Genomic DNA, 25,206 nt, shown 5'->3' on the forward strand with positions numbered 1-25,206 from the left:
CGAGTCCGAAACCAACAATAATGTGAGGATTTGAATGACTAAAGAAATGCAAACTTTGGCTTTAGCCCCGGTTGGCAACCTGGAATCATATATCCGGGCCGCCAACGCCTGGCCGATGCTCTCGGCTGAGGAAGAAAGGGCGCTGGCTGAAAAGCTGCATTACCAGGGCAGTCTGGAAGCAGCTAAAAAGCTGATTCTGTCTCACCTGCGCTTCGTTGTTCATATTGCTCGTAACTATTCCGGTTACGGCCTGCCGCAGGCAGACCTGATTCAGGAAGGTAATATCGGCCTGATGAAGGCCGTGCGCCGCTTCAACCCGGAAGTGGGCGTGCGTCTGGTATCGTTTGCCGTTCACTGGATTAAAGCGGAAATTCACGAATATGTGCTGCGCAACTGGCGCATCGTGAAGGTTGCGACGACAAAAGCGCAACGTAAACTGTTCTTTAACCTGCGTAAAACCAAGCAGCGCCTGGGTTGGTTCAACCAGGATGAAGTTGAAATGGTGGCCCGTGAACTGGGCGTAAGCAGCAAAGACGTCCGTGAGATGGAATCACGCATGGCCGCGCAGGATATGACGTTCGACATGCCCGGCGATGACGACGCGCAGGACGGCCAGCCGATGGCGCCCGTGCTTTACCTTCAGGATAAAACGTCTAACTTCGCCGATGGCATTGAAGACGATAACTGGGAAGAGCACGCAGCCGACAAGCTGACTGTGGCCATCCAGGGGCTGGATGAGCGCAGCCAGCACATTATCCGCGCCCGCTGGCTGGATGAAGACAACAAATCCACGCTGCAGGAACTGGCCGATCGCTACGGCGTTTCCGCAGAGCGCGTGCGTCAGCTTGAAAAAAACGCAATGAAAAAACTGCGCGCGGCTATCGAAGCCTGAATGTAAGCCACGCCGCAAAAATGCGCCCCGGGGTCTGACGACGTCGGGGTGTTTTTACATCTGGTCCGTCTTCTGTTTTTCCTTTTGCTTTCTTCTGCCCAAAAAGGCATCTTCATTATCGTTTTTCATTATGTTATTCGCTGGTTGAATTTCTTATTTCAATTCGCAGGAAATAAAGTATTTTTAGCCGGGAGCTCTGTTCACGGTGGTTAAAATGGAGTTTTCCATTCGTGCTGCGCTTATTTTGCGTCGTTCAATGGAGATATATTTCAAACAGGATGGGAATGTGGAAATTAAACACCATGACAACGGAAAAAGGGAGAATGAAAATGACGGGTAAAGCCTTGCTGGCAGGATGTATTGCACTGGCAATGAGTAGTTCGGTTCTGGCGCGGGATATTAAGATCGCGGTAGTGGGCGCAATGTCTGGCCCGGTGGCGCAGTATGGCGATCAGGAATTTACAGGCGCAGAGCAGGCGATTAATGACATCAATGCCAGAGGCGGCGTGGATGGCAACCGACTGGTTGCTGTAAAATATGACGACGCCTGCGATCCAAAGCAGGCCGTAGCCGTCGCCAACAAAGTGGTGAATGACGGCATCAAATATGTGATTGGTCATCTTTGCTCCTCTTCCACTCAGCCGGCGTCTGATATTTATGAAGACGAAGGCATCCTGATGATTACGCCTGCCGCGACTGCCCCGGAGCTGACGGCACGCGGCTATGAACTGGTGCTGCGCACGACTGGCCTGGACTCCGATCAGGGACCGACGGCCGCAAAATATATTCTTAACCACGTTAAACCGCAGCGCATTGCAGTCATACACGATAAGCAACAATATGGCGAAGGCCTGGCGCGTGCGGTGCGCGATGGCCTGAAGAAGGGCGGCGCTGACGTGGTATTTTTTGATGGCATTACCGCAGGCGAGAAAGATTACTCAACGCTTGTGGCGCGCCTGAAAAAAGAAAATATTGATTTTGTCTATTACGGCGGTTACCACCCGGAAATGGGGCAGATGCTGCGCCAGGCGCGTGCGGCGGGTCTGAATACGCAGTTTATGGGGCCTGAAGGGGTCGCTAATGTTTCGCTGTCGAATATTGCGGGCGAGGCTGCTGAAGGGATACTGGTGACCAAGCCGAAGAACTACGATCAGGTGCCTGCCAATAAGCCCATTGTGGAGGCCATCAAAGCGAAGAAAAAAGATCCAAGCGGCGCTTTCGTCTGGACGACCTATGCGGCGATGCAGGCGCTCACTGCGGGGCTGAAGTTATCTGAAGATCCGGATAAAATCGTTAAATACCTTAAGGCGAATACCGTGGATACCGTGATGGGTCCGCTGGCCTGGAATGAAAAAGGCGACCTGAAGGGGTTTGAATTTGGTGTCTTTACCTGGCACGCTAACGGTACGGCGAGCGATGCGAAATAATGCGCAGCCGGGCGGCATGACGGGCCAGCCGGCCTGACCCGCCGTACGCGAATGCCGGTCAGGGCGTGCTCTGGCCGGCGTTTTTTATTGCTGAGGAAAACGCCCGCATGAAGTTTTGGCTCCCTCTGTGGCTTGTGGGTTAATCTTTTTTAAGGCAGGCCGGACGGCGCCCTGCTTTATGGCCTGTCAATCCTGCTTTTGCCAGCCGCCGGTCTGTGCGCGAAAACCTGACGCCTGCATAAAAGCGGCCATAACGCTTCGGTCTTCTACGCCAGTATCCACCATACGCCAGTCGTTGACGCCCGGGTTGTCGCGTATAAGTTCTTCCAGTAAATATCGCCCAACGCCGCGCCGGCGCGTGGCTTCCCTTACCCGTAGCGAATCCAGCTCGGCCTGAGCGCCGCGTAGCGTCATTTTAACAGCCGCCAGCAGGCGGTTATTAAACTTTGCGGCGTAAATACGGTGAGCGTCATCCATCGTCAGGGTTTTTGGCGAGTATTCAGGCCAGATTTTGGTGAGATCGAGAATGTCCTGTTCGCTCAGGCGGCGCAGTCGCACAATAGTCAGTTTCATAACGTGGCTTTATCGTTGGCAGGCTTAAAGTATGTATCCGGTTGTACGGATGCGTGGGTTTCTCATTGCGCCATTCTACAGGCGAATCAAGTAGTCAAACCCTTTAATAGTGGTTCATTAATCATAAAATATATTTTTTTATGGCGTACTCGGCTAACTTTTGATGATTTTTTAGCGCAAAATAACGATATATTATTCTGCGGTTCACGCTTTTTTTGTTTATCCGGATGCTAAAACAGCATAATATCCGTGTTTAATCGACTGAATTATATGTAATTGGCGTGGGGTCTGACGTTAAAAATGGCCGTAACGTTAGTCAGTTAGATAAAAATAACGCTGTTTATAAAAACAACAGCACGTTGTGAATTTAATAAAACCAATAACGACATCACGAATGGGGATGCTTCAGTATGAAAGCGAAAACACTGATTGCGGGCGTGGTCGCCCTCGCTGTTGCGCATGCGGCGGCGGCAGAAGATATCAGAGTGGCCGTTGTTGGCGCGCTGTCCGGCCCGGTTGCGCAGTGGGGCGAGATGGAATTTAACGGCGCGCGGCAGGCTATCAAAGATATCAATGAAAAAGGCGGGGTGAAGGGGAATAAACTCACGGCTCTGGAGTATGACGACGCCTGCGATCCGAAACAGGCGGTAGCCGTGGCCAACAAGATAGTCAATGACGGTATTAAATATGTGATTGGGCATTTGTGCTCATCCTCCACGCAGCCTGCCTCCGATATCTATGCCGATAAAGGTATTCTGATGATTACCCCAGGCGCGACCAATCCGGAACTGACCCAACGCGGTTACGACACCATTATGCGCACGGCGGGCCTGGATTCCGCCCAGGGACCGACGGCGGCGAAATATATTCTCGACCACGTGAAGCCGCAGCGCATCGCTGTCATACATGATAAACAACAGTACGGCGAAGGGCTGGCGCGCTCGGTGCGTGATGGCCTGAAACAGGGCAACGCGAATGTGGTGTTCTTTGACGGCATCACCGCTGGTGAAAAAGACTTCTCGGCGCTTTTGGCGCGTTTGAAAAAAGAAAATATCGATTTTGTTTACTACGGCGGCTACTACCCGGAAATGGGGCAAATGCTGCGTCAGGCGCGCGCGCAGGGCCTGGCTATCCAGTTTATGGGGCCGGAAGGCGTGGGCAACACTTCGCTTTCTAATATTGCCGGCGATGCGGCGCAAGGGCTGCTGGTGACTATGCCTAAGCGCTACGATCGGGAGCCGGCAAACCAGGCCATCGTTGCGGCGCTAAAGGCGCAGAAAAAAGATCCGAGCGGCCCGTATGTCTGGATAACCTATGCCGCCGTACAGTCGCTTGCGACCGCGCTTGAGCGCAGCAATAGCGCAGAGCCGCAGGATCTGGTGAAAGATCTCAAAGCTCATGGCGCAAAAACGGTTATCGGCCCGCTTTCCTGGGACGAAAAAGGCGACCTGAAGGGGTTTGAATTTGGTGTCTTTCGCTGGCATGCCGATGGTTCCTCATCGGTAGCCGCGCAATAACGCACGCGGGTCGCTTATGTCTGAGCAATTCCTCTACTTTTTGCAGCAGATGTTCAATGGCGTGACGCTGGGCAGCACTTATGCGCTCATTGCCATCGGCTACACGATGGTGTACGGCATCATCGGCATGATCAACTTCGCCCACGGCGAAGTTTACATGATAGGCAGCTACATCTCGTTTATGATAATCGCAGCGCTCCTGATGATGGGTATTGATGCGAGCTGGCTGCTGGTGGGCGCCGGGTTTATCGGCGCAATTATTATCGCCAGCGCTTACGGCTGGAGTATAGAGCGCGTGGCGTACCGGCCTGTGCGTAGCTCCAGAAGGCTCATCGCCCTGATTTCCGCCATCGGGATGTCCATTTTTCTACAAAACTACGTCAGCCTGACCGAAGGTTCCCGCGATATTGCGCTGCCGAGCCTGTTCAGCGGCCAGTGGACGGTAGGCAGCAGCGAGCGCTTCTCCGCTTCCATCACCACTATGCAGTTAGTTATCTGGACGGTAACCGTGCTGGCGATGCTGGCTTTGACGCTGTTTATCCGTTATTCGCGTATGGGCCGCGCCTGCCGCGCCTGTGCAGAAGATCTGAAAATGGCGAGTCTGCTTGGGATCAATACCGATCGCGTTATCTCCCTGACCTTCGTTATTGGCGCGGCAATGGCTGCGGTAGCAGGCGTGCTGCTCGGTCAGTTCTATGGGGTTATTAACCCGTACATTGGCTTTATGGCCGGGATGAAGGCCTTCACCGCAGCGGTATTGGGCGGTATCGGCAGCATTCCTGGCGCGATGCTCGGCGGCCTGATACTCGGCGTGGCCGAGGCGCTGACCTCCGCTTATCTGAGTACGGAATACAAAGACGTTGTTTCCTTCGCGCTGCTGATTGTGGTGTTGCTGGTAATGCCGACCGGGATTCTGGGCCGCCCGGAGGTAGAAAAAGTATGAAGCCGATATATTTTGCAAGAGCATTGTTCCCGGCCGCCCTGTTTTTCGTGCTGGCTGCGGTCTTCATGGGAGTACAGCTTGGCCTGGAAGGTACAAAGCTCGTTGTAGACAGCGCAGCGCCCGTGCGCTGGGAGTGGATTGCTATCGGCACCGCCATAGTCTTTTTGTTCCAGCTTCTGCGCCCGTTTGTACAAAACGGACTAAAGCGCGTTTCCGGCCCGAGCTTTGTTTTGCCGACAATTGACGGTTCTACGGTAAAACAAAAGCTGTTTTTGATTGCGCTGCTGGTTATCGCCGTCGCATGGCCGTTTATGGTATCGCGCGGAACGGTGGATATCGCCACGCTGACTATGATTTATATCATTCTTGGCCTGGGGCTGAACGTGGTGGTGGGGCTTTCCGGCCTGCTGGTGCTGGGCTACGGCGGTTTTTACGCCATCGGCGCGTATACGTTCGCGCTCTTAAACCACTACTACGGGCTGGGCTTCTGGACGTGCCTGCCGCTGGCGGGGTTGACGGCTGCCGCTGCGGGTTTCCTGCTCGGTTTCCCGGTGCTGCGCCTGCGTGGCGACTACCTGGCGATAGTGACGCTGGGATTTGGTGAAATTGTGCGCATCCTGCTGCTCAATAATACCGAAATCACCGGCGGCCCGAACGGCATCAGCCAGATCCCTAAACCGACGCTGTTTGGCCTGGAATTTAGCCGCACGGCGCGAGAAGGCGGCTGGGATACCTTCAGCAACTTCTTTAACATTAAATACGACCCCAGCGATCGCGTGATTTTTCTCTACCTGGTGGCGCTGCTGCTGGTTGTGCTGACGTTTTTTGTCATTAACCGCCTGCTTCGCATGCCGCTGGGCCGCGCCTGGGAAGCGCTGCGTGAAGACGAAATCGCCTGCCGCTCGTTGGGCTTAAGCCCTACGCGCATTAAACTCACGGCGTTTACCATTAGCGCTGCGTTCGCCGGGTTTGCCGGCACGCTGTTTGCCGCACGTCAGGGATTTGTCAGCCCGGAATCCTTCACCTTTGCCGAATCAGCCTTTGTGCTGGCTATTGTGGTGTTGGGCGGCATGGGGTCGCAGTTCGCCGTTATTCTTGCAGCTATCCTGCTGGTGGTGTCGCGCGAGCTGATGCGTGATTTCAACGAGTACAGCATGCTTATGCTCGGCGGACTGATGGTGCTGATGATGATCTGGCGTCCCCAGGGGCTGCTGCCGATGAAGCGCCCGCACCTGGCGCTGAAAAAGGATAATGCAAAAGGAGAGCAGGCATGAGTCAGCCCTTATTGACCGTCAGCGGCCTGATGATGCGCTTTGGCGGCCTGCTTGCCGTTAACAACGTTGCGCTGAAGCTTAATGCAGGCGAAATCGTCTCGCTGATTGGCCCTAACGGTGCGGGTAAAACCACAGTATTTAACTGTCTGACCGGTTTTTACAGGCCGAGCGGCGGCACGATTAAGCTGCGCGATAAACATCTGGAAGGGTTGCCCGGCCAGGCTATCGCCCGTCTCGGGGTGGTGCGTACCTTCCAGCATGTGCGTCTGTTTCGTGAAATGACGGTGATTGAAAACCTGCTGGTGGCCCAGCATAAGCAGATAAAAACCGGCGTTTTTTCCGGCCTGCTGAACACCCCGGCGTTTCGCCGCAGCCAGGCTGACGCGCTCGATCGCGCCGCCGTGTGGCTGGCGCGTATCGGTCTGCTGGAACACGCTAACCGGCAGGCCGGCAACCTGGCCTATGGCCAGCAGCGTCGGCTGGAGATTGCCCGCTGCATGGTTACGCAGCCGGAAATCCTGATGCTTGACGAACCGGCGGCAGGCCTCAATCCGCGCGAAACCAAAGAGCTGGATGAGTTGATAGTCGAGCTGCGCGACCAACATAACACCACGATTTTGCTTATTGAGCATGATATGAAGCTGGTAATGGGCATTTCGGATCGCATCTACGTGGTAAACCAGGGTACGCCGCTGGCGAACGGCACGCCAGAGCAGATTCGTCATCACCCTGACGTCATCCGCGCCTATCTGGGAGAAGCGTAAATGGAAAAAGCGATGTTAACCTTCGACCGGGTAAGCGCGCACTATGGCAAAATCCAGGCGCTGCACGAGGTGAGCCTGTATATCAACCGGGGAGAGATAGTCACTCTCATTGGCGCCAACGGCGCCGGGAAAACCACGCTGCTTGGCACGCTGTGCGGCGACCCGCGCGCCACGCACGGCACGATAGTCTTTGACGGCAAAAATATCACCGACTGGGCTACTGCGCGAATTATGCGTGAGGCGGTAGCGATTGTGCCGGAAGGCCGCCGCGTATTTTCGCGCATGACAGTGGAGGAGAATCTGGCGATGGGCGGCTTCTTTACCGACAGGCCGCAGTATCAGACGCGTATAAAGTGGGTATACGACCTGTTCCCGCGTCTGCATGAACGCCGGACGCAGCGCGCGGGCACCATGTCCGGCGGCGAACAGCAAATGCTGGCTATCGGCCGCGCGCTGATGAGCAACCCGCGCCTGCTCTTGCTGGATGAACCCTCGCTTGGCCTGGCCCCGATTATTATTCAGCAAATCTTTGACACCATCGAGCAGCTACGCGCCGAGGGCATGACTATTTTTCTGGTGGAGCAGAACGCCAACCAGGCGCTGAAGCTCGCCGACCGTGGCTACGTGCTGGAAAACGGCCATGTGGTGCTCGAAGTTACCGGCGATGCGCTGCTTGCAAACGAAGCGGTGAGAAGCGCGTATCTGGGGGGGTAAATGAAATAGCCGTTAATGAAATTAAAGTGCGTTTTACAGACGCACGTATTTTGTATAAAAGATCCTCCAGCTAAGAGGTTCCTTGAATATCGTATCGTTGCACAGGGCTTGGTTGGAGGTTGTTTTTCCTGCAATGACCTACTCAATAATGACTATTTCAAAGATGGAAAAAAATAATGTTGTGAGCCTAAATTATGTTCACACCACAGTCTGAAATGTCTCAATCGTAGCCAGGAGAGGACAGTGGTATAGAAAAGGCCACATAAGGTGGCCATGCTTTACATTGTTTTTTTTAAACGCCAGTAAAGCGCTAAACGTTCAATAATATTGAACTCATGAAGGAAAATTGAAGCAAAAATAAATCCACCTCCTGCCATTTGTACCAGGCTCGGCATTTGACCCAAAAGCAGGAGACTAAAAACGATGGCAAAAATGGGTTCTGAAAGTTCGATCAGTTGCACGGATTGACTTGAGGTAAGAGTGAGAGCCTTAGTTGTACACCAGAATCCGCCTATTGTTGGAAGAATGGCCAGAAGTATCAAGAGCGCGATGCTCCATATATCCAGAGAAGAAATGCTCACTGTTTTATCAAAAGGGATGGCTAAATAAATTGAACCGAAAAGTAAGAGAGTAAACATCTGTGGGATACCGGCACCAAACCTGAATTTTCGAGAGAGGAAAAGGAATCCTCCGTAACCCAAGCCAGCAATGATGGCACAAATTAACCCTTCATTTAAGGTAATATTCATTTCGCCATCCTGAGAAAAAATCAAATATAACCCATAGACAGAGAGTACAATAGTTATGACTTCTTTTAACGATAAAATACGTTTTTCAGAAATGGCTGATAGTAAAAAAGAGAAAACAGTGGCGCTTCCAAAAAGAATAAATACAACCGTTGATACATTTGTTGTTGTATAGGCTTTAGTTTCGAAATGATAAAGCACAAAAAAACCTAGAAATGCACATATCAAACCTACGATCCATTTCGATTTTACAAACTGAGCAGTGATGTTTATTTTTCCCGATAAAATTATAACAGGTATCAGAATTAAAAGACCTATTAAACATTTATAGAACGCAACTTCACTTGATGAAAGCCCAGCCTGAAAAAGCTTAACACTCATCACACCAACGGTACCATTAAATATTGCAGCAAGAAGAGCATAAATAATTCCTATGTATTTAGCCTTTTTCATTATTAACCTCTATGCTCCTGGGATTAGTAAAATAATTAGTCAGAATTTTACTCCAAAGTGATTTTCGACCTTTAACAGAGTGGAATATGCCACCCATGTCATCATTTCTGGATTTGTAAATTGGATCTCTCATCATAATATTATGAGCTTTGTGAAGATTCCAGAATGGAATATTAGGCATCAGATGATGCGTCAGATGTAGGTTCTCAGCGTGCATTCCAGTGAGTAATAGTTCAGGTTTAGAACTAAATCGGTTCCATGTTTGATCAATATCGTTATTATTTTCGATAATGGGAAAATGTTCTGCCATTTCTATAAACCATCCAACCATCGGAAATGATGTAATGAGTGGGATAAACCAGTAAAGAACTAACAAATGGAAGCTATTCGTATAGATAGATATCGCAGCAATAGTAATCCACAATATAAATAATTTTTTAAACTCAGGATCGTTAAAATCTCCAAGCCTATTTTTTAATAAATATTTAAGAAATGAAGGGGATTTGCTTAAAAATAATGGGCTAATTAAATGTTTTATTATAAAGTGTCTTGTAGTTGTCTCTTGAAAAAGATCGCTTTCTATATAGTATTTATAGTCCGGATCACGATTCTTTTTACCGAGATAGTTATGGTGCAGAATTACATGACTTTTAGCATATTTTTGAAACGTCTGGAATATTGTATAGCCACTAAAGTATTTTCCAAGAATATCATTTAGATTAGTGTTTTTTGCAAGTACACGATGAGCTGACTCGTGGAGTATTGTAGCCAGAGCCCGCTGTCTTGTACCTATAATTATAACGGCAAAAAGATAAATGAAAATATTATCCATGTAGATAGATATTGCTATTGTACCAAGAATTACTCCCCAATCACCGGCAACAGCAATTATTCCACGGTAATTATTTAAGTCTGAGAGCTTGCTTAGCTCATCCATGATTTCATTACTAAATTTCATTTCATCCCTCAAAACTGTTTACTACTGATTTGGAATTCAAGCTACACTGGCAAAGTAATCTATATTTTTCAGGGTTAAGATCCATCAACTCCAGAAAAATCTTCTCTTTATTGCTGACAGCACCTAGTGCCCCAGTTTCTATCTCAATTAAGCATTTTCCGCATTGGCCTTGCCTGCACTGAGAGTCAATAGAATCTATTTCATTTATCACTCCAGACATTTTTGTTCCAATCGGAAAATTGAAGACTTTACCATTAATAGTAATTTCAGCTATAATTCACCATGTATCGAAAAGATTCATTAAGTACAAGATCGTGTAACTCAAGCTTTCACATCAGCTTAATCCTTTAAGCTCCAATAGATTGTAATTTTTAACAAAACAATAACATTAATTTCAATGCTAATGCAATCGTGATATATATTAATTTATTTGATTTAGAGAAAATCACCCATAAAATATTATGAATTGGAGAGCCATTTTGATTTTTTGATATTAATCAGATGAAGATATCTTACTAATGCTATTTTCTAGTATGTTATTTTGTGATTTTTTCGAGTTCATATTTGCACACTTAATAACAATTTATTTTATAACCTATTGAATATTATAGATTCGCATCAAGGTTTCTCTATTGAAATATATCAAAGGAAATATTTAACAATTTAAATTATAGTGTTTTTAATACCGTTTTAAGTATTTCATTAACCAGCCGGTGAACCATCGAGGAACTGTATCGTTAACGGACCGGCACTATGCTGGTGTTATACAAGCTCAAAGTCTACATTGGTAATTTTTTTCATACCGGGATTATTGCTATGATTTATTCAGAATTAGTAATTACTGTGATGAGCTCCATATGTATGGAGCTCCAGCGGTTAATATGAAATGCGTACTGGATTTTGAGGCATATGTTTAGCCCGGACATCAACAATTATTCTAATGCCTGGTTCCCACGATCCTGAAATCACCCCGCCACCAGCACCGTTACCCCCAGTTTCTCAAACGCCTTCACCGCCCCGGCGCTAATCCCTTTATCGGTAATCAGATAATGAATATCGCTCCACGCGCAAGGCAGAGCGAACATCGACACCTTATCAATTTTGCTGGAATCCGCCACAACGTACACCGTCTTCGCTGAACGGATCATTGCGCTTTTTACGTTAATATCGGTTTCACTTGGGTAGCTTAGCCCCCTGCGCGGCGAAATAGCGGCGGTGGCGAGAAACAGCTTTTCCGCCAGCACGTTTTCAAAAAAGCTTGCGGCCTTTTCCCCGGAAGTGGAAAGCGTCGGGAACTTAAATGTGCCGCCGGTCAGCAGAATATTGATGCCTGGTTCGCCGCCAAGCTTCAGCGCGATATTTACCGCGTTAGTGGTCACCGACAGACGATGAATGTGCGCCAGATGATCGACGATAGCGGTCGTCGTGGTGCCGGAATCGAAAATGACCGCATCGCCGTTTTCGATTTGCTGTGCGGCCAGGCGGCCAATGGCGTTTTTCTCCTCCAGATTGACCTGGCGTTCCAGCAGCAGCGCGCCGGTGTTCTGTTTGCCCGTCGCAAGCGTAGCCCCGCCGTAATAGCGCTGCACAAACCCCTGTTTTTGCAGCTCGCGCAGATCGGTACGGATCGTCGCTTGCGTGAGATCGAACGCCTCGGTCAGTTGCTTCACAGTAACCGTGCCGTCTTCGCGGATCATTTCAAGGATTTTCTCCCTGCGCTGTTGCATATCCGCCAGTTGTTCGCTCCTGGTTTTCAATCGAAATGCTCCTGATTCTGCGCCTGTTGCTCTGTTTTCTGATCTGCCACGCAGTGTAGCGCTCGTTACGGGGGATTGCGAGTTTGCTCGTAACCTCTGGTGAAAATGCGTTTTTCGCCGGATAACTTATCTGCAAAGCGCATGTCTACGCGCGCTGTCGCGGGGATGACGGGGTGAGAGGATAGAGTAGACGCTTTTGTTTAATCTTTGATCAGCGCCACAGAAACGGTTAATTAAACGCTATACATTTTCGATCGAAAATCAAATGAAAGCGATCTGTGCCTTTTTAGTTATAAGATCGTGACGATCTGGAGGTAAGCGTGGACGTACAGGCAATCAAAAAGACGGCGCGACAGGCCCGGCGCTATGTGCTGCAGATGAACCACCGGGCGGGTAAAGGCCATACCGGGGCCGATCTTTCAGAAATCGATATTCTCTGCACGCTTTATATGGCGGTAATGGATCGCGCACAGGCGCGCCCGGACTGCGACCGTTTCATCCTCTCCAAGGGGCATGGCGCGGGCGGCTTTTATTGCAGCGCCGCGGCGATGGGGCTGCTCGACCCCGCAGTGCTTACTCAATATATGGGTGACGATACCCTGCTGGCGGGCCATCCGGTGCGCCAGAAACTACCGGAACTGGTCGAAATTAACTCCGGCGGCCTCGGCCACGGCCTGCCTGTCGCCGTCGGCCTTGCGCTTGGCAACAAACTGGCAGGGCGGGGGCATCGTCGCGCCTTTGTACTGCTGGGCGACGGCGAGCTGGCGGAAGGCTCCAACTGGGAGGCGGCGATGTCTGCCAGCAAATTTCAGCTTGATAACCTGGTCGCCATTGTCGATCGCAACCGTCTGCAACTGGCGGGGAAAACCGAATCCATCATGCCGCTGGAGCCGCTGGCCGATAAATGGCGCGCTTTTGGCTTTGAGGTACTGGAGTGTGACGGCCACGATCCGGTCGCGCTCGTTGAGGCGGTAAACGCGCCTTCTGCCGGCAAGCCGCGCGTTATCCTCGCCAGCACCGAGAAGGGCCGCGGCATATCCTTTATGGCCAACGTCCCGGCCTGGCACCACCTGGTGCCTGATGACAAACAGCTCGCCCAGGCGCTGGCGGAACTGGAGGATTAATGATGCAAGACTTACGCGATGCGGTTATTGCCACCCTGCTTGACGCCCAGCAGGGCGGCGCGAATATCAACGTTGTGGTTGCTGATTCCACCTCAACCTCAAAAATCTCGCCGTTTGAAAGCGCCTTTCCCGAGCGCGTGATTAATGTCGGTATCGCTGAGCAGAATATGGTAGGCATTGCCGCCGGGCTGGCGCTAAGCGGCAGCACCGTTTTTACGGCTAACGCCGCGCCGTTTTTGCTGGCGCGCGCCAATGAGCAGGTGAAAAACGATGTCTGCTACACCGACACCAACGTCAAAATGCTTGGCCTGAACGCCGGGTTTGCCTACGGCCCGCTTGGGGCTACCCACCATTGCATGAACGACATTGCTATTGCGCGCACTTTTGGCAACCTACAAATTTTTGCGCCGGCCGATGCCGCCCAGGCGCGCGGCGTGACGCTGCACGCTATTGCGCACCGCGGGCCGGTTTATATCCGCATGGACAGCGACAAAGTGCCGCTGCTAAACGGTGATGCGCGTTTTACGCCCGGCAAACCGGTTGTGGTGCGGCAAGGGCGCGATACCGTGGTGTTTTGCCTTGGCACCATCGTGCATGAAGCGCTGGCGGCGGATCTGGCGAACGTTACCCTCGTTTCCCTGCCATCGCTCTGGCCGCTTGACGTTCAGGCGGTATGCGAACTCATTGCGGCGCATTCGCATGTTATCTCAATGGAGGAGCACGTGATTAGCGGCGGCCTCGCCAGCATTATTGGCGAAATCCTGCACCAGCGCCGCCTGAACCGGCGCTTTACCGCGCTTGGCGTGCCGCCCTACGAATTTACCCACAGCAGCAGCCGTAAGGCGCTGCGCCAACAGTTCCATATCGACGCCAACGGGCTGCGCTTTACGCTGGAACAGGCGGCGCAGGGCGCAATTGCCTGAGGAGAGACCGATGAGCAGTGAATATGACGTCAGCCTGCGCTACGGCGTGGACGACACGGGCGGCCTGACCGACAAAGTCGCCGTGGTGACCGGCGGGCTGGGCGGCATCGCGATGGCAAGCAATGAAATGTTGCTGGAGAAAGGGGCGAAGCTGGCGCTGCTGTATCCGGCCTTCGAACGCGAAAAGGCGCAGCAAACCGCAGAGCGGTTCGATGCCTCGCGCGTGCTGTTTGTTGAATGCGACGTGGCCGACCCGGCGTCGGTGGAGCAGGCGTTTACCCGCGTGGACGCGCGCTACGGCCAGCTTGATATTCTGGTGAACTGCGCAGGCTATGTGATGCTGCAACCAGTGCTGGAAACGGAGTTCGGAGAGTGGAATAAGCAAATTGCGGTCAACCTGACCGGCCCCTTCCTGTGCGCTCAGGCAGCGGCGAAGCGCATGATTCAGGCCGGGCGCGGCGGCAAAATTATCAATATTGCCTCGCAGGCGGCTTCCATCGCCATCGATAACCATGTGGCCTACACCTCAGCCAAAGCGGGGCTGCTGGGCATGACGAAAGTCATGGCGAAAGAGTTCGCGCAATACCGCATTAACGTTAACACCCTGTCACCTACCGTTGTGCTGACGCCGATGGGTGAAAAAGCCTGGCGCGGCGAGAAGGGGGAGGCGATGAAAAAGCTGATTCCATTAGGCCGCTTCGCCTACACCGATGAAATCGCCGCCGCAGTGCTGTTCTTTGCCGGCAACGGCAGCGACATGATTACCGGCGCCGACCTGATGATAGACGGCGGCTTCACCATCTGGTAAGCCGCGCGGGCGAACCAAACAACGCATTACGCTGTTTCGCTGTACCCGACAATAACAAACCCCCACAGGGGGAATACAGAGAGAACATCATGATGACATTGCGTTTAAACCTGTTAACCGCCGCCTGCGCCTTCTCCCTGGCGGCGCACGCTGCTGATAAAGGCACCCTCCTTATTATGGTGAACGCCCTTGATAACCCGTATTACGCCTCGGAGGCAAAAGGGGCGACTGAAAAAGCGAAGGCGTTGGGTTATAAAACCAGCGTCCTTTCCCATAACGAAGACGTGAAAAAACAAAACGAGCTGATTGACACCGCCATTGGTAAAAAAGTGCAGGGCATCATTCTCGATAATGCCGATTCCACCGCCAGCGTGGCGGCTGTTAAAAAAGCGCGGCAGGCGGGGATTCCGGTAGTGCTGATTAACCGCGAAATTCCGGTTGACGATGTGGCGCTGGCGCAGATTACCCATAACAACTTCCAGGCCGGTTCTGAAGTGGCGAACGTGTTTGTGGAAGATATGGGCGAAAAAGGAAAATACGCTGAACTTACCTGCAACCTTGCCGACAACAACTGCGTTACCCGCTCTAAATCTTTCCACCAGGTTATTGACCAGTATCCCGAAATGGTAAGCGTGGCGCGCCAGGATGCGAAAGGTACCCTGATTGACGGCAAGCGCGTTATGGACAGCATCCTTCAGGCGCACCCGGACGTAAAAGGCGTTATTTGCGGCAACGGCCCGGTCGCGCTGGGTGCGATTGCGGCGCTGAAGGCCGCAGGCCGCAGCGACGTCATTGTGGTCGGCATTGACGGCAGCAACGACGAGCGCGATGCGGTGAAAGCCGGCGCGCTTAAGGCTACCGTTATGCTCCAGGCCCAGGCTATTGCGGCGCAGGGCGTAACCTGGCTTGATAACTATCTTCAGAAGGGCGAAAAGCCCGCCAGACAGCGCGTCATGTTCCGGGGCATCCTGATTAATCAGGATAACGCCGATAAAGTGCAGGATTTTAATTTTAAATCCTGAGGCTAACGCTGTTGCGCTCAGACCTGGGGCGCACAAGGAGAACCGATTATGTCCAGACAACTCTGGCTGGCGTTAATGCTACTGGCGCCGGTGCTGGGCGGTTGCCGTATCGTATCCAGGCAGGAACTGGCGGATTTAAAAAATCCGCCCAATCCGCATATGGCGAATATCGACCAGACATGGCAGCAAAAAATTGTGCCGCAGATAGCCGATGACGCGCGCCCGGCGGGCGAACTCATGCGCGCGCTGAGCGCCGCTGATGATTTCGATAGCGCCTGCATACAGTACGGCTGGCGCGCGCAGCCTGAAAACCCGTGCGTATTCGCCGTGCGCGTTAGCGGCACCGTTGAGAAAGTCGATACCGCTTCACGCAGCGGCAAAGTGTTCATAAAAGACAGCCGTGGTGAAACCGCGGTCGTGCAACTGGGGCCGACGCTTCGCGGCACTGCGCTGCGTGACGGCTATAAGGGCGTCAGTTATCAGGACTTTAACGATCAGGCGCTCTTTGGCGACTTCAGCCGTGCGATTAACGAACGCGCGGGCGCAATGATGAAAACGTTCAATCCGCAGCCGGGTGAAACGGTGACGATAGACGGCGTATTCAGCGTCTGGGATATCCCAGCCCGCCTGCCAGAAATCACCCCCGCGAAAGCCGTGCGTGCGCAGGGAGGCGTGTGATGAGCCAGAACGCCCACAGCTTGCCCGAAGCGACAGCGCGCGACGTTATTATCGAAACGCGCGGCGTCTCGCGGGTCTATCCCGGCGTTATCGCCCTTAACGATGTGAATTACCGCGTTTATCGCAACAAAGTCAACGTGCTCATTGGTGAAAACGGCGCGGGTAAATCAACGATGATGAAACTGCTGGCCGGCGTGGAAACGCCGTCGTCCGGGACAATTTTACTTGACGGCAAGCCCGTAACGCTGGGTTCCACCCACCAGGCGGAAAAGCACGGTATCAGCATCATTTTTCAGGAACTCAACCTGTTCCCGAATATGAACGTGATGGATAACATTTTCATCGCTAACGAATACTTCCAGCGCGGGCGCATCAACGAAACGTATCAGTATCAACTGGCGAAAGCGCTGCTTGAGCGCCTGGAGCTGGACGTGGACCCTAAAACGCCGCTCGGAGAGCTGGGCATTGGCCACCAGCAACTGGTGGAAATTGCCCGCGCGCTTTCCAAAGATACCCGCGTACTGATTATGGATGAACCCACCTCGGCGCTGAGCCAGTCAGAAGTGCGGGTGCTGTTTAACGTTATTGAGCAGCTTAAACGGCGCGGCGTGACCATTATCTATATCTCCCACCGCCTTGAAGAGCTGATGGAAATTGGCGACCACATCACAATCTTTCGCGACGGGCGTTTTATCTGCGAGCGCGAAGTGCGTGAGGCCAGCGTTCCGTGGATTATCGAACAGATGGTCGGCGACAGGAAAAAACGCTTCGACTACCAGCCGGCCGTTCAGGGCGAGATAGCGCTGGCGGTGCAGGGGTTGACTGCGCTGCATCAGAACGGCGGCTACCGGCTTAACGACGTCTCCTTTAGCTTACGTAAAGGCGAGGTGATCGGCCTCTACGGCCTGCTGGGGGCCGGGCGTACCGAGTTGTTCAAAGGGGTGACCGGCCTGCTGGCGTGCCAGCGCGGGCGCGTGGCGCTTAATGGCCGCGCGGTGGAAAAACTCAGCTTTCAGCAGCGGCTTAAGCGCGGCATTGCGCTGGTGCCGGAAGACCGCCAGGGCGAGGGCGTGGTGCAGCTTATGTCCATCAAATCCAACATGACGCTGTCGGATTTCAGCCTGCGCGGCTTCTGGCGCTCATGGTCGTGGTTGAGCGAACAAAAGGAGCGTGACGGCGTGCAGGATATGGTGCAAAGGCTGGCGATCAAAGTTAGCGACAGCGAACTGCCCATCACCTCGCTTAGCGGCGGCAATCAGCAAAAAGTGGTGCTGGGCAAGGCGCTGATGACAAAACCTGAGGTGGTGCTGCTCGACGAGCCGACGCGCGGCATCGATGTGGGCGCGAAAACCGATGTGTATCACCTGATTGGGCAAATGGCGCGCCAGGGGCTGGCGGTCATGTTTTCGTCGTCGGAACTGGATGAAGTGATGGCCCTGGCCGATCGCGTACTGGTGATGGCGGATGGGCGTATCGCCGCCGATTTAGCGCGTGCTGAAGTGACGCGCGAAAAACTCATCAGCGCTTCAACGCCCGTGGAATAACGGCTGGAGAGAATAATGAATCAGAAATATATGCTCTACATGACTCTGCTGAAGGCCAGAACCTTTATCGCGCTGCTGATTGTCATCGGTTTTTTCAGCGTAATGGCGCCAAATTTCCTCACGACGTCCAATTTACTCATCATGACTCAGCATGTGGCCATCACCGGACTGCTGGCCATCGGCATGACGCTTGTGATCCTCACCGGCGGTATTGACCTGTCGGTGGGCGCCGTCGCCGGGTTCTGCGGCATGGTGGCCGGCGCGCTGCTGACCAACGGCGTACCGCTGTGGGGCGACAAAGTGCTGTTTCTCAACGTGGCGGAAGTGATACTGGCGGCGGCGCTGGTGGGCATTGTGATTGGTTTTATCAACGGTGCGGTGATAACACGCCTTGGCGTGGCGCCTTTTATCTGCACCCTTGGCATGATGTATGTGGCCCGCGGCGCGGCGCTGCTGTTTAACGACGGCGGCACCTACGCCAACCTCAACGGCGCTGATGCGCTTGGCAACACCGGTTTTTCCCTGCCTGGAACCGGTACGCTGTTTGGCGTTTATATCCCTATCTGGCTGATGGCGGGCTTCCTGCTTATCGGCCTGTGGCTGACGCGCAAAACGCCGCTTGGGCGCTACATCTACGCCATCGGCGGCAACGAGCCGGCGGCGCGGCTGGCGGGCGTGCCCATTGTTAACGTCAAAATTTTTGTTTATGCCTTCTCCGGGCTGTGCGCCGCGCTGGTGGGGCTGATTGTGGCCTCACAGTTGCAAACCGCGCATCCGATGACCGGCAACATGTTTGAGATGGACGCCATCGGCGCAACGGTACTCGGCGGCACCGCGCTGGCGGGCGGACGTGGGCGGGTGTCCGGTTCGATTATCGGCGCGTTTGTTATTGTGTTTCTTGCCGATGGCATGGTGATGATGGGCGTCAGCGACTTCTGGCAGATGGTGATTAAAGGCGTGGTGATTGTCACGGCGGTCGTCATCGATCAGTTCCAGCAGCGGCTGCAAAATAAGGTGATATTGCTGCGCAGGCATGAAAAGAAGCCGACCGTCGCGCCTCTTTCGGAGGTGAGTCATGGATAAGCCGCTTATTGTTGCGCTCGATGAAGGCACCAGCAACGTTAAGGCCGTGGCGATAGACGCGCGCGGCGAGGTTGTGGCAAAGGCCTCATTGCCGCTGAGGCTTGCCACGCCAAAGCCGGGCTGGGTGGAGCAGGACGGCGAGGCGTTGCTTGCGGCGTCGTTTACCGTGCTGCGCCAGGTGATTAACGAGGCAGGCGCGCGGCATGTGGCGGCGCTTGCCGTGAGCAACCAGCGGGAGACCGCCATCGGCTGGTTGCGGGACGGCGGCAGGCCGCTGTCGCCTGCGCTGAGCTGGCAGTGTTCGCGCGCAGCGCCGTTTTGCGAACAGCTTCGTCGTGACAGGCAGAACGAGATTATTCGTTCCACCACCGGTTTGCCTGTCGCACCGCTCTTTTCAGCCCCGAAAATGCGCTGGCTGCTCGACAACACGCCGCAGGGGCAAGCGCGCGCGGCGCGCGGAGAAATTTGCCTTGGCACTATCGATGCATGGCTTTTGTGGCACCTGACCGGCGGCGAGCAGTTTCGCTGCGATTACTCCAACGCCGCGCGTACGCAGCTTGTGAACCTGCATACGCTGGAGTGGGACGACGCCATGCTGGCGCTGTTTGGGATCCCGCGCGCGGCGCTGCCGGAAATTTGTCCGTCGGCCTGGCGTTTTGGCGTGACGAAAGGCGTAGACGGCATTGCCGACGGTATCCCCGTTCTGGCGATGGTGGGCGATTCCCATGCGGCGCTCTATGGCCACGGGCTGGGGCGCGCGGGCGGTATTAAGGCGACCTACGGCACAGGAACATCGGTGATGGCCCCGCTGCCCACGCCGGATATGCGTATTACGCAACTCGCCACCACGCTAGCCTGGCACGACGGCGCGCGCGCGGTATACGGTCTGGAAGGCAATATTCCCCACACCGGCGACGGGCTGGCGTGGATGCTACAGGCAATGGGGCACGGCACGCTGGACGAGGCGCAGCGTCTTGAGTGGTTTCAGCGGTTGCCGCAATCCATTGCATCCACCGATGGCGTATATTTTGTGCCCGCGCTCACCGGTTCCGGCGCCCCCTGGTGGGATGACCAGGCGCGCGGCATCATTTGCGGGCTGAGCCGCGGCAGCGGGCCGGCGCACCTGGTGCGCGCCGCGCTGGAGGCTATTGCCTACCAGATTGCCGATGTCATTGAGGCCATGAAGGCGCACCCGGAATTTCAACTCAATACCCTGATGGTGGACGGCGGCCCCACGCGCAACCGCTGGTTGATGCAGTTTCAGGCTGATTTGCTCGGCTGCCCGGTAGCGCGCAGCGCCACGGCGGAACTCTCGGCGCTTGGCGCCGGGTTGCTGGCGCGTAAAGCGTTGGGCGGGTTAAACGACGACGATCTGCTGGCGCTTTTGCCCGACCATGAAACCTGGCAACCGGACATGGCGCGCCATGCCCGGTTACAGCGCGACTATCTCGGCTGGCGCGACGCGGTTGCCCGCGCCCACTGGAAAGCATCCCACTGAAATGTGCCCGCCGGTCTGCGGCGAGGCGGGCGTAAGGAGAAAACAATGCAGCGTAATTTTCACGGAAAAACGGTTGTGATTACCGGCGCGTGTCGCGGTATCGGCGCGGGAATTGCCGAGCGTTTCGCACGCGATGGCGCAAACCTGGTAATGGTATCCAATGCAGAGCGGGTATTTGACACCGCCGGGCAATTTGCGGCGCGTTACGGCGTTGAAATCCTGCCGCTTCAGGCCGACGTCACCGATGAAAAGCAGGTGCGGCAGCTTTACCAACAGGCGGCGGCACGATTTTCGGTCATTGATATTTCCATCCAGAACGCGGGCGTTATCACCATCGATTACTTCGACAGCATGCCGAAAGCCGATTTTGAAAAAGTGCTGGCGGTGAATACCACCGGCGTGTGGCTGTGCTGTCGCGAAGCGGCGAAATATATGGTAAAGCAAAACGGCGGTTGCCTGATTAATACCTCATCCGGCCAGGGGCGACAGGGCTTTATCTATACGCCGCACTATGCCGCCAGCAAAATGGGCGTTATCGGCATCACCCAGAGCCTGGCCCACGAACTGGCGCCGTGGAATATCACCGTTAACGCCTTTTGCCCCGGCATTATCGAAAGCGAAATGTGGGACTATAACGACCGGGTATGGGGTGAAATCCTCAGCAGCGATAAAAAACGCTACGGCAAAGGCGAACTGATGGCCGAATGGGTGGAAGGCATACCGCTTAAGCGCGCCGGGAAACCGGAAGACGTCGCGGGCCTGGTGGCGTTCCTTGCCTCTGAGGACGCCCGTTATATCACCGGTCAGACGATTAATGTCGATGGCGGATTGATCATGTCTTAACGCGCCTTTTTGCCGCGCGGCGGGCCGCACAGGCTGCTGACAAAGGCGGATAAACGTAGATTTTCGCCTTTCAGTTTGTTGACAAAGAAGGAAAAACGGGGTTTTTCCTTTTTTCTTTGTGGTAAGCAGGCGAAAAACAATGCGTTGATTTCCCCTATTTTTTATTGCCTTTCAGCCATCCAGACCGCGACAGGATAGGGTTTGTCAGCGGTCTCAGGCGGATAAACATCGTTTTGCGTCTTTATGTTTATCAAAAAGCGAATCCAAATAGCGTTTTTGCATTCTTAACGGGAGATATCCGCGCAGTTGGCGATAATACGGGCAGCCCCCGCGCCGTAGGCTGCTGCTGTACTCCGTCTTCCCGTTGCTGCATCATAGCGGCATTGCCGTTGCCTGGCTGTCGGCCAGGCCTGATGCGAGAGTAAAACAGTGAAGCAGTGGAACTACCCCCGAATCGCCGCCCATCGCGGCGGCGGTAAGCTGGCGCCGGAAAATACGCTGGCGGCCATTGATGCCGGCGCGCGCTACGGCCACAAAATGATTGAGTTCGACGTCAAACTGTCGCAGGACGGACAGCCGTTTCTGTTGCATGACGATACGCTGGATCGCACCAGCGACGGCTGGGGCGTGGCGGGCAAACTGACGTGGCGGCAGCTAAGCGGCGTGGACGCCGGTAGCTGGTTTGGGCGCGAATTCAAAGGCGAACCGCTGGCGCTGCTCAGCGATGTCGCGGCGCGCTGTCGCCGCTACGGCATGCTGGCGAATATCGAAATTAAACCGACGACCGGCGCCGAAGAGGAAACCGGCGCCGCTGTCGCGCTTGCCGCGCGCGCTGTGGCAGGGCATGGATGTACCGCTCCTTTCCTCGTTTGAAGCGTGCGCGCTGGCGGCGGCGCAACGCGTTGCGCCAGAGCTGCCGCGCGGTCTGTTACTGGATAAATGGCGCGACGACTGGCGCGCGCTGGCCCGGGAGCTGGGCTGCGTGGCGCTGCATCTTAACCATCGTCTGCTGACGCCTGCGCGCGTGCAGGAAATCAAAAACGCGGGGCTGCGTATCCTGGCCTATACCGTTAATACGCCGCGCCGCGCGCAGGCGCTGCTTGAGCTGGGCGTGGATATTATTTGTACCGACCGTATCGACATTATCGGGCCGGATTTTACCGACCGTGAAAGTGGTAAAGGCGTTGGGCGGTAAACGGCAAAAATACCTGGCCGTGCGTGAGCGCCCGCGCGTTCAGATTTGCGCTTTTTCTACGGGGTCTGGCAACGTTCTCAGGCGCCTTACGGGCGCGTCTGGCTGTGGCAAAGCGAACAAACGCGTGGCTTTGCGCCTGGTCGCGATCGGCCAAAAAATAAAAAAGCGTGCAAAAAACGGGGTTTTTCCTTCTTTGTAGTAAGCAGGCGAAAATCAATGCTTTGATTTAACATATTTTTATTGACCTTCAACCTCCCTGTCTGCCACAGGATGGAGTTTGTCAGCAGTCTCAGTGCTTGGTTTATATCTCTGCCATTTCGCGCCGATGCGGCACGTACCGGCGTTTAACAACGCGCTTTCGTGACTTACGGGTACTTATGAAAACTCTCCGGCTATGCCGGAACAGGCCTGTTTTCTCGTAAACCGTGCCGGGGCAACAGACCGAAAACTGCCCCCCAGCCTGTGTCCCTTAATCCAGCAACATGAAGTTTAAGGGACACAGCCTGATATATTTACGGCATGAATATATCTCTTATGGCAATCTGAAAAGTAAATAAACACAACCTGCGGATTTTAAAGTAAAAACGCTATATTCTTTTCGGTGACATCCCTATATTGCTGTGGGATTGCTTATAAAAATTATTTTATTCTGAAAAATTCCGTGACGGTTTAATTTTATTAATGACAAGGCATAATCGGCAATAGCTTAAGGAAAAGAGCAGCCATTTTACCTCTATTTAAGGGACGTGCTTTCGTAATGTATAAATATAAGCGTCAGTTAAAGACGTATTTTGCCTTGTTTATGCTTTGTGGCGCCGCGCAGGCTGCCGATAGCGTCGATCAATTCAACTACCAGCAGGAACAACAAAAAGCGCTTGAACAGCGTCTGGCGCCGCCCGGGCCTGACGTTCGGCTTTCCGGCCCCGAAAAATTGAGCGCAAAGCTGCAATTTCCCGCCGAAACGCCCTGCTACCCTGTTACTCGCGTCTCGCTTTCCGGCGCGCAAACGCTGCCCGGCTGGCTGCCGCTGCGGCGCATTGCCGACCAGGGCCAGGGGCAATGCCTGGGCACCAGCGGCATTAACAGGCTAATGAGCGCGCTGCAAAACCGCATGATAGCCAGCGGTTACGTCACCACCCGCGTGCTGGCGCCCGCGCAGGATCTTAAGAGCGGCACGCTACAACTGACTATTCTGCCGGGCATGACCCGCCACGTGCGGCTAAGCGCCGACAGCGGGCGCTGGCTGTGGCTGTACAGCGCCTTCCCGGCGCATGAAGGCAATGTGCTTGATTTACGTGATATTGAGCAGGGGCTGGAAAACTTACAGCGCCTGCCCACGGCGCAGGCCTCGATGGAAATTCTGCCTGCCGACAAACCGGGTGAAAGCGATATTGCCCTTAGCTGGCGGCAGTCGCGCATGTGGCGAGTGGGCGCGTCGCTTGACGACTCCGGCACGAGCGGCACCGGGCGCTGGCAGGGCGGGCTGACGTTCTATCTTGATAACCCGTTTGCCCTGAGCGATATGTTCTATGTCTCCGCCAGCCACGACCTGAACGGCGCAGGCGTTAAGGGCAATGAAAACCTGACGTTGCATTATTCCGTGCCGTTTGGGTACTGGCTTTTTAGCCTGACGGCGAACGACTACGGTTACCATCAAACGGTGGCGGGGCTTGATGGCGACTACCGCTACAGCGGTAAAAGCAAAAGCGTGACCGGCCAGCTAAGCCGCGTACTGCACCGCAGCGGCAGTCAGAAAACCACGCTCTCGTTTGACGTGACGTCGCGTGAGTCCCGTAACTTCATCAACGATACGGAAGTGGAAGTGCAGCGCCGGCGTACCGCCGGCTGGAAAGCGGGCCTGCAACACCGTCACTATATCGGCCAGAGCACGCTGGATGCGGGCATAAGCTGGCAGCGCGGCACCCGGTGGTTCGGCGCTGAGAAAGCGCCGGAGGAATATACCGGCGATGCGACGGCGCTGAGTAAAATTTTGCGCCTTGACGCCAGTCTGAACGTGCCATTCACGCTGTTTGAGCAGCGTCTGCGCTATAGCGTGCAGTACGCCCGCCAGCTTAACAACACGCCGCTTACGCCGCAGGAGGAGTTCTCCATCGGCAACCGCTGGACGGTACGGGGCTTTGACGGCGAACGCGCGCTCAGCGCCGGGCGCGGCTGGTTTGTGCGTAACGATCTCGGCTGGAGTACGCCGGTGCCCGGCATGGAATTCTACCTTGGCGCGGATTACGGCGAAGTTGGCGGCAACGGCGCAACGATGCGCATCGGCAACCACCTGGCCGGCGGGGCGGCGGGCCTGCGGGGCAGCGCCTTCGGCGTCGGTTATGACGTCTTTGCCGGCGTGCCGTTTTCCAGACCCGACGGTTTTCAGACCAGCCCGGTCACCATGGGCATAAGCCTGAACTGGAACTACTGAACAGGGAACGGCGGCGCGCGTTCAGCATTTGCGCGCTTT

The 25,206-nt window shown here is 54.3% G+C and carries 22 protein-coding genes and 1 pseudogene; 18 read left to right on the forward strand and 5 right to left on the reverse strand.

Features of this window, described 5'->3' with window-relative positions; genetic code table 11:
- The first annotated feature begins 34 nt into the window (after positions 1–34).
- Both rpoH and JJB97_RS08170 read left to right on the forward strand, forming a co-directional pair.
- On the forward strand, positions 35–892 hold the full coding sequence (gene rpoH / locus JJB97_RS08165; protein WP_238713534.1) for an RNA polymerase sigma factor RpoH: 858 nt from the start codon (positions 35–37) through the stop codon (positions 890–892).
- 323 nt (positions 893–1,215) lie between these two features.
- Positions 1,216–2,319 carry a branched-chain amino acid ABC transporter substrate-binding protein gene (locus JJB97_RS08170; protein WP_238713555.1) on the forward strand — a complete coding sequence of 368 codons (1,104 nt, stop codon included), beginning with the start codon at positions 1,216–1,218 and terminating at the stop codon, positions 2,317–2,319.
- Positions 2,320–2,505: 186 nt separating this feature from the next.
- Here JJB97_RS08170 and panM read toward each other — a convergent pair whose 3' ends face one another.
- Positions 2,506–2,892 (reverse strand): aspartate 1-decarboxylase autocleavage activator PanM, encoded by a 387-nt coding sequence (panM, locus tag JJB97_RS08175; protein ID WP_238713535.1) that lies wholly within the window; start codon positions 2,890–2,892, stop codon positions 2,506–2,508.
- 410 nt (positions 2,893–3,302) lie between these two features.
- Between panM and livK the strand changes: the two genes are divergently transcribed.
- The 5 genes from livK to livF are packed head-to-tail and all read left to right on the forward strand — an operon-like array spanning position 3,303 to position 8,104.
- Positions 3,303–4,409 (forward strand): high-affinity branched-chain amino acid ABC transporter substrate-binding protein LivK, encoded by a 1,107-nt coding sequence (livK, locus tag JJB97_RS08180; protein ID WP_238713536.1) that lies wholly within the window; start codon positions 3,303–3,305, stop codon positions 4,407–4,409.
- Between the two features lie 16 nt (positions 4,410–4,425).
- Complete coding sequence (gene livH / locus JJB97_RS08185) at positions 4,426–5,352, forward strand: high-affinity branched-chain amino acid ABC transporter permease LivH (RefSeq protein WP_238713537.1); 927 nt, start codon at positions 4,426–4,428, stop codon at positions 5,350–5,352.
- The gene (locus tag JJB97_RS08190) at positions 5,349–6,626 is read left to right on the forward strand and encodes a high-affinity branched-chain amino acid ABC transporter permease LivM (protein WP_238713538.1); all 1,278 of its coding nucleotides are present in this window, start codon (positions 5,349–5,351) and stop codon (positions 6,624–6,626) included. The genes livH and JJB97_RS08190 overlap by 4 nt, the downstream gene beginning before the upstream one ends.
- Positions 6,623–7,390 carry a high-affinity branched-chain amino acid ABC transporter ATP-binding protein LivG gene (livG, locus tag JJB97_RS08195; protein ID WP_238713539.1) on the forward strand — a complete coding sequence of 256 codons (768 nt, stop codon included), beginning with the start codon at positions 6,623–6,625 and terminating at the stop codon, positions 7,388–7,390. The genes JJB97_RS08190 and livG overlap by 4 nt, the downstream gene beginning before the upstream one ends.
- On the forward strand, positions 7,391–8,104 hold the full coding sequence (gene livF, locus JJB97_RS08200) for a high-affinity branched-chain amino acid ABC transporter ATP-binding protein LivF (protein WP_238713540.1): 714 nt from the start codon (positions 7,391–7,393) through the stop codon (positions 8,102–8,104).
- Positions 8,105–8,382: 278 nt separating this feature from the next.
- On the opposite strand, the gene JJB97_RS08205 is transcribed toward livF, so the two are convergent.
- The 4 genes from JJB97_RS08205 to JJB97_RS08215 all read right to left on the reverse strand — a co-directional run bounded on the left by JJB97_RS08205 (position 8,383) and on the right by JJB97_RS08215 (position 12,018).
- Positions 8,383–9,303, reverse strand: coding sequence for a DMT family transporter (locus JJB97_RS08205; RefSeq protein WP_238713541.1), 921 nt, complete (start codon positions 9,301–9,303; stop codon positions 8,383–8,385).
- Positions 9,290–10,261 carry a fatty acid desaturase family protein gene (locus tag JJB97_RS08210; protein WP_238713542.1) on the reverse strand — a complete coding sequence of 324 codons (972 nt, stop codon included), beginning with the start codon at positions 10,259–10,261 and terminating at the stop codon, positions 9,290–9,292. The genes JJB97_RS08205 and JJB97_RS08210 overlap by 14 nt, the downstream gene beginning before the upstream one ends.
- A 1-nt stretch (position 10,262) precedes the next feature.
- Positions 10,263–10,538 carry a 2Fe-2S iron-sulfur cluster-binding protein gene (locus JJB97_RS18745; protein WP_399198300.1) on the reverse strand — a complete coding sequence of 92 codons (276 nt, stop codon included), beginning with the start codon at positions 10,536–10,538 and terminating at the stop codon, positions 10,263–10,265.
- A gap of 688 nt (positions 10,539–11,226) precedes the next feature.
- Positions 11,227–12,018, reverse strand: coding sequence for a DeoR/GlpR family DNA-binding transcription regulator (locus JJB97_RS08215; protein ID WP_238713543.1), 792 nt, complete (start codon positions 12,016–12,018; stop codon positions 11,227–11,229).
- Between the two features lie 320 nt (positions 12,019–12,338).
- Here JJB97_RS08215 and JJB97_RS08220 point away from each other — a divergent pair, with 320 nt between their 5' ends.
- The 11 genes and pseudogenes from JJB97_RS08220 to JJB97_RS08270 all read left to right on the forward strand — a co-directional run bounded on the left by JJB97_RS08220 (position 12,339) and on the right by JJB97_RS08270 (position 25,167).
- The gene (locus JJB97_RS08220; RefSeq protein ID WP_238713544.1) at positions 12,339–13,142 is read left to right on the forward strand and encodes a transketolase; all 804 of its coding nucleotides are present in this window, start codon (positions 12,339–12,341) and stop codon (positions 13,140–13,142) included.
- Positions 13,142–14,065: a transketolase family protein gene (locus JJB97_RS08225; RefSeq protein WP_238713545.1), complete on the forward strand. Its 924-nt coding sequence runs from the start codon at positions 13,142–13,144 to the stop codon at positions 14,063–14,065. Before JJB97_RS08220 ends, JJB97_RS08225 begins: the two co-directional genes overlap by 1 nt.
- 10 nt (positions 14,066–14,075) lie before the next feature.
- Positions 14,076–14,873, forward strand: a complete 798-nt coding sequence (locus tag JJB97_RS08230) for a GolD/DthD family dehydrogenase (protein ID WP_238713546.1) — start codon at positions 14,076–14,078, stop codon at positions 14,871–14,873.
- A 92-nt stretch (positions 14,874–14,965) separates the two neighbouring features.
- The gene (locus JJB97_RS08235; protein ID WP_238713556.1) at positions 14,966–15,895 is read left to right on the forward strand and encodes a D-ribose ABC transporter substrate-binding protein; all 930 of its coding nucleotides are present in this window, start codon (positions 14,966–14,968) and stop codon (positions 15,893–15,895) included.
- A 48-nt stretch (positions 15,896–15,943) separates the two neighbouring features.
- Complete coding sequence (locus tag JJB97_RS08240; protein WP_238713547.1) at positions 15,944–16,573, forward strand: DUF2291 family protein; 630 nt, start codon at positions 15,944–15,946, stop codon at positions 16,571–16,573.
- Positions 16,573–18,117 (forward strand): sugar ABC transporter ATP-binding protein, encoded by a 1,545-nt coding sequence (locus JJB97_RS08245; protein ID WP_238713548.1) that lies wholly within the window; start codon positions 16,573–16,575, stop codon positions 18,115–18,117. Before JJB97_RS08240 ends, JJB97_RS08245 begins: the two co-directional genes overlap by 1 nt.
- A 15-nt stretch (positions 18,118–18,132) precedes the next feature.
- Positions 18,133–19,200, forward strand: coding sequence for an ABC transporter permease (locus JJB97_RS08250; protein WP_238713549.1), 1,068 nt, complete (start codon positions 18,133–18,135; stop codon positions 19,198–19,200).
- A complete protein-coding gene (locus tag JJB97_RS08255) occupies positions 19,193–20,698 on the forward strand; it encodes an FGGY family carbohydrate kinase (RefSeq protein WP_238713550.1) in 1,506 nt (501 codons plus the stop codon). Before JJB97_RS08250 ends, JJB97_RS08255 begins: the two co-directional genes overlap by 8 nt.
- 45 nt (positions 20,699–20,743) lie before the next feature.
- Positions 20,744–21,541, forward strand: a complete 798-nt coding sequence (locus tag JJB97_RS08260; RefSeq protein WP_238713551.1) for an SDR family oxidoreductase — start codon at positions 20,744–20,746, stop codon at positions 21,539–21,541.
- 429 nt (positions 21,542–21,970) lie between these two features.
- Positions 21,971–22,736, forward strand: a pseudogene (gene ugpQ, locus JJB97_RS08265) (glycerophosphodiester phosphodiesterase).
- Positions 22,737–23,538: 802 nt separating this feature from the next.
- A complete protein-coding gene (locus JJB97_RS08270) occupies positions 23,539–25,167 on the forward strand; it encodes a ShlB/FhaC/HecB family hemolysin secretion/activation protein (RefSeq protein ID WP_238713557.1) in 1,629 nt (542 codons plus the stop codon).
- Positions 25,168–25,206: the final 39 nt, after the last annotated feature.

Source organism: Tenebrionibacter intestinalis (assembly GCF_016632365.1).
Taxonomy (GTDB): Bacteria; Pseudomonadota; Gammaproteobacteria; order Enterobacterales; family Enterobacteriaceae; genus Tenebrionibacter; species Tenebrionibacter intestinalis.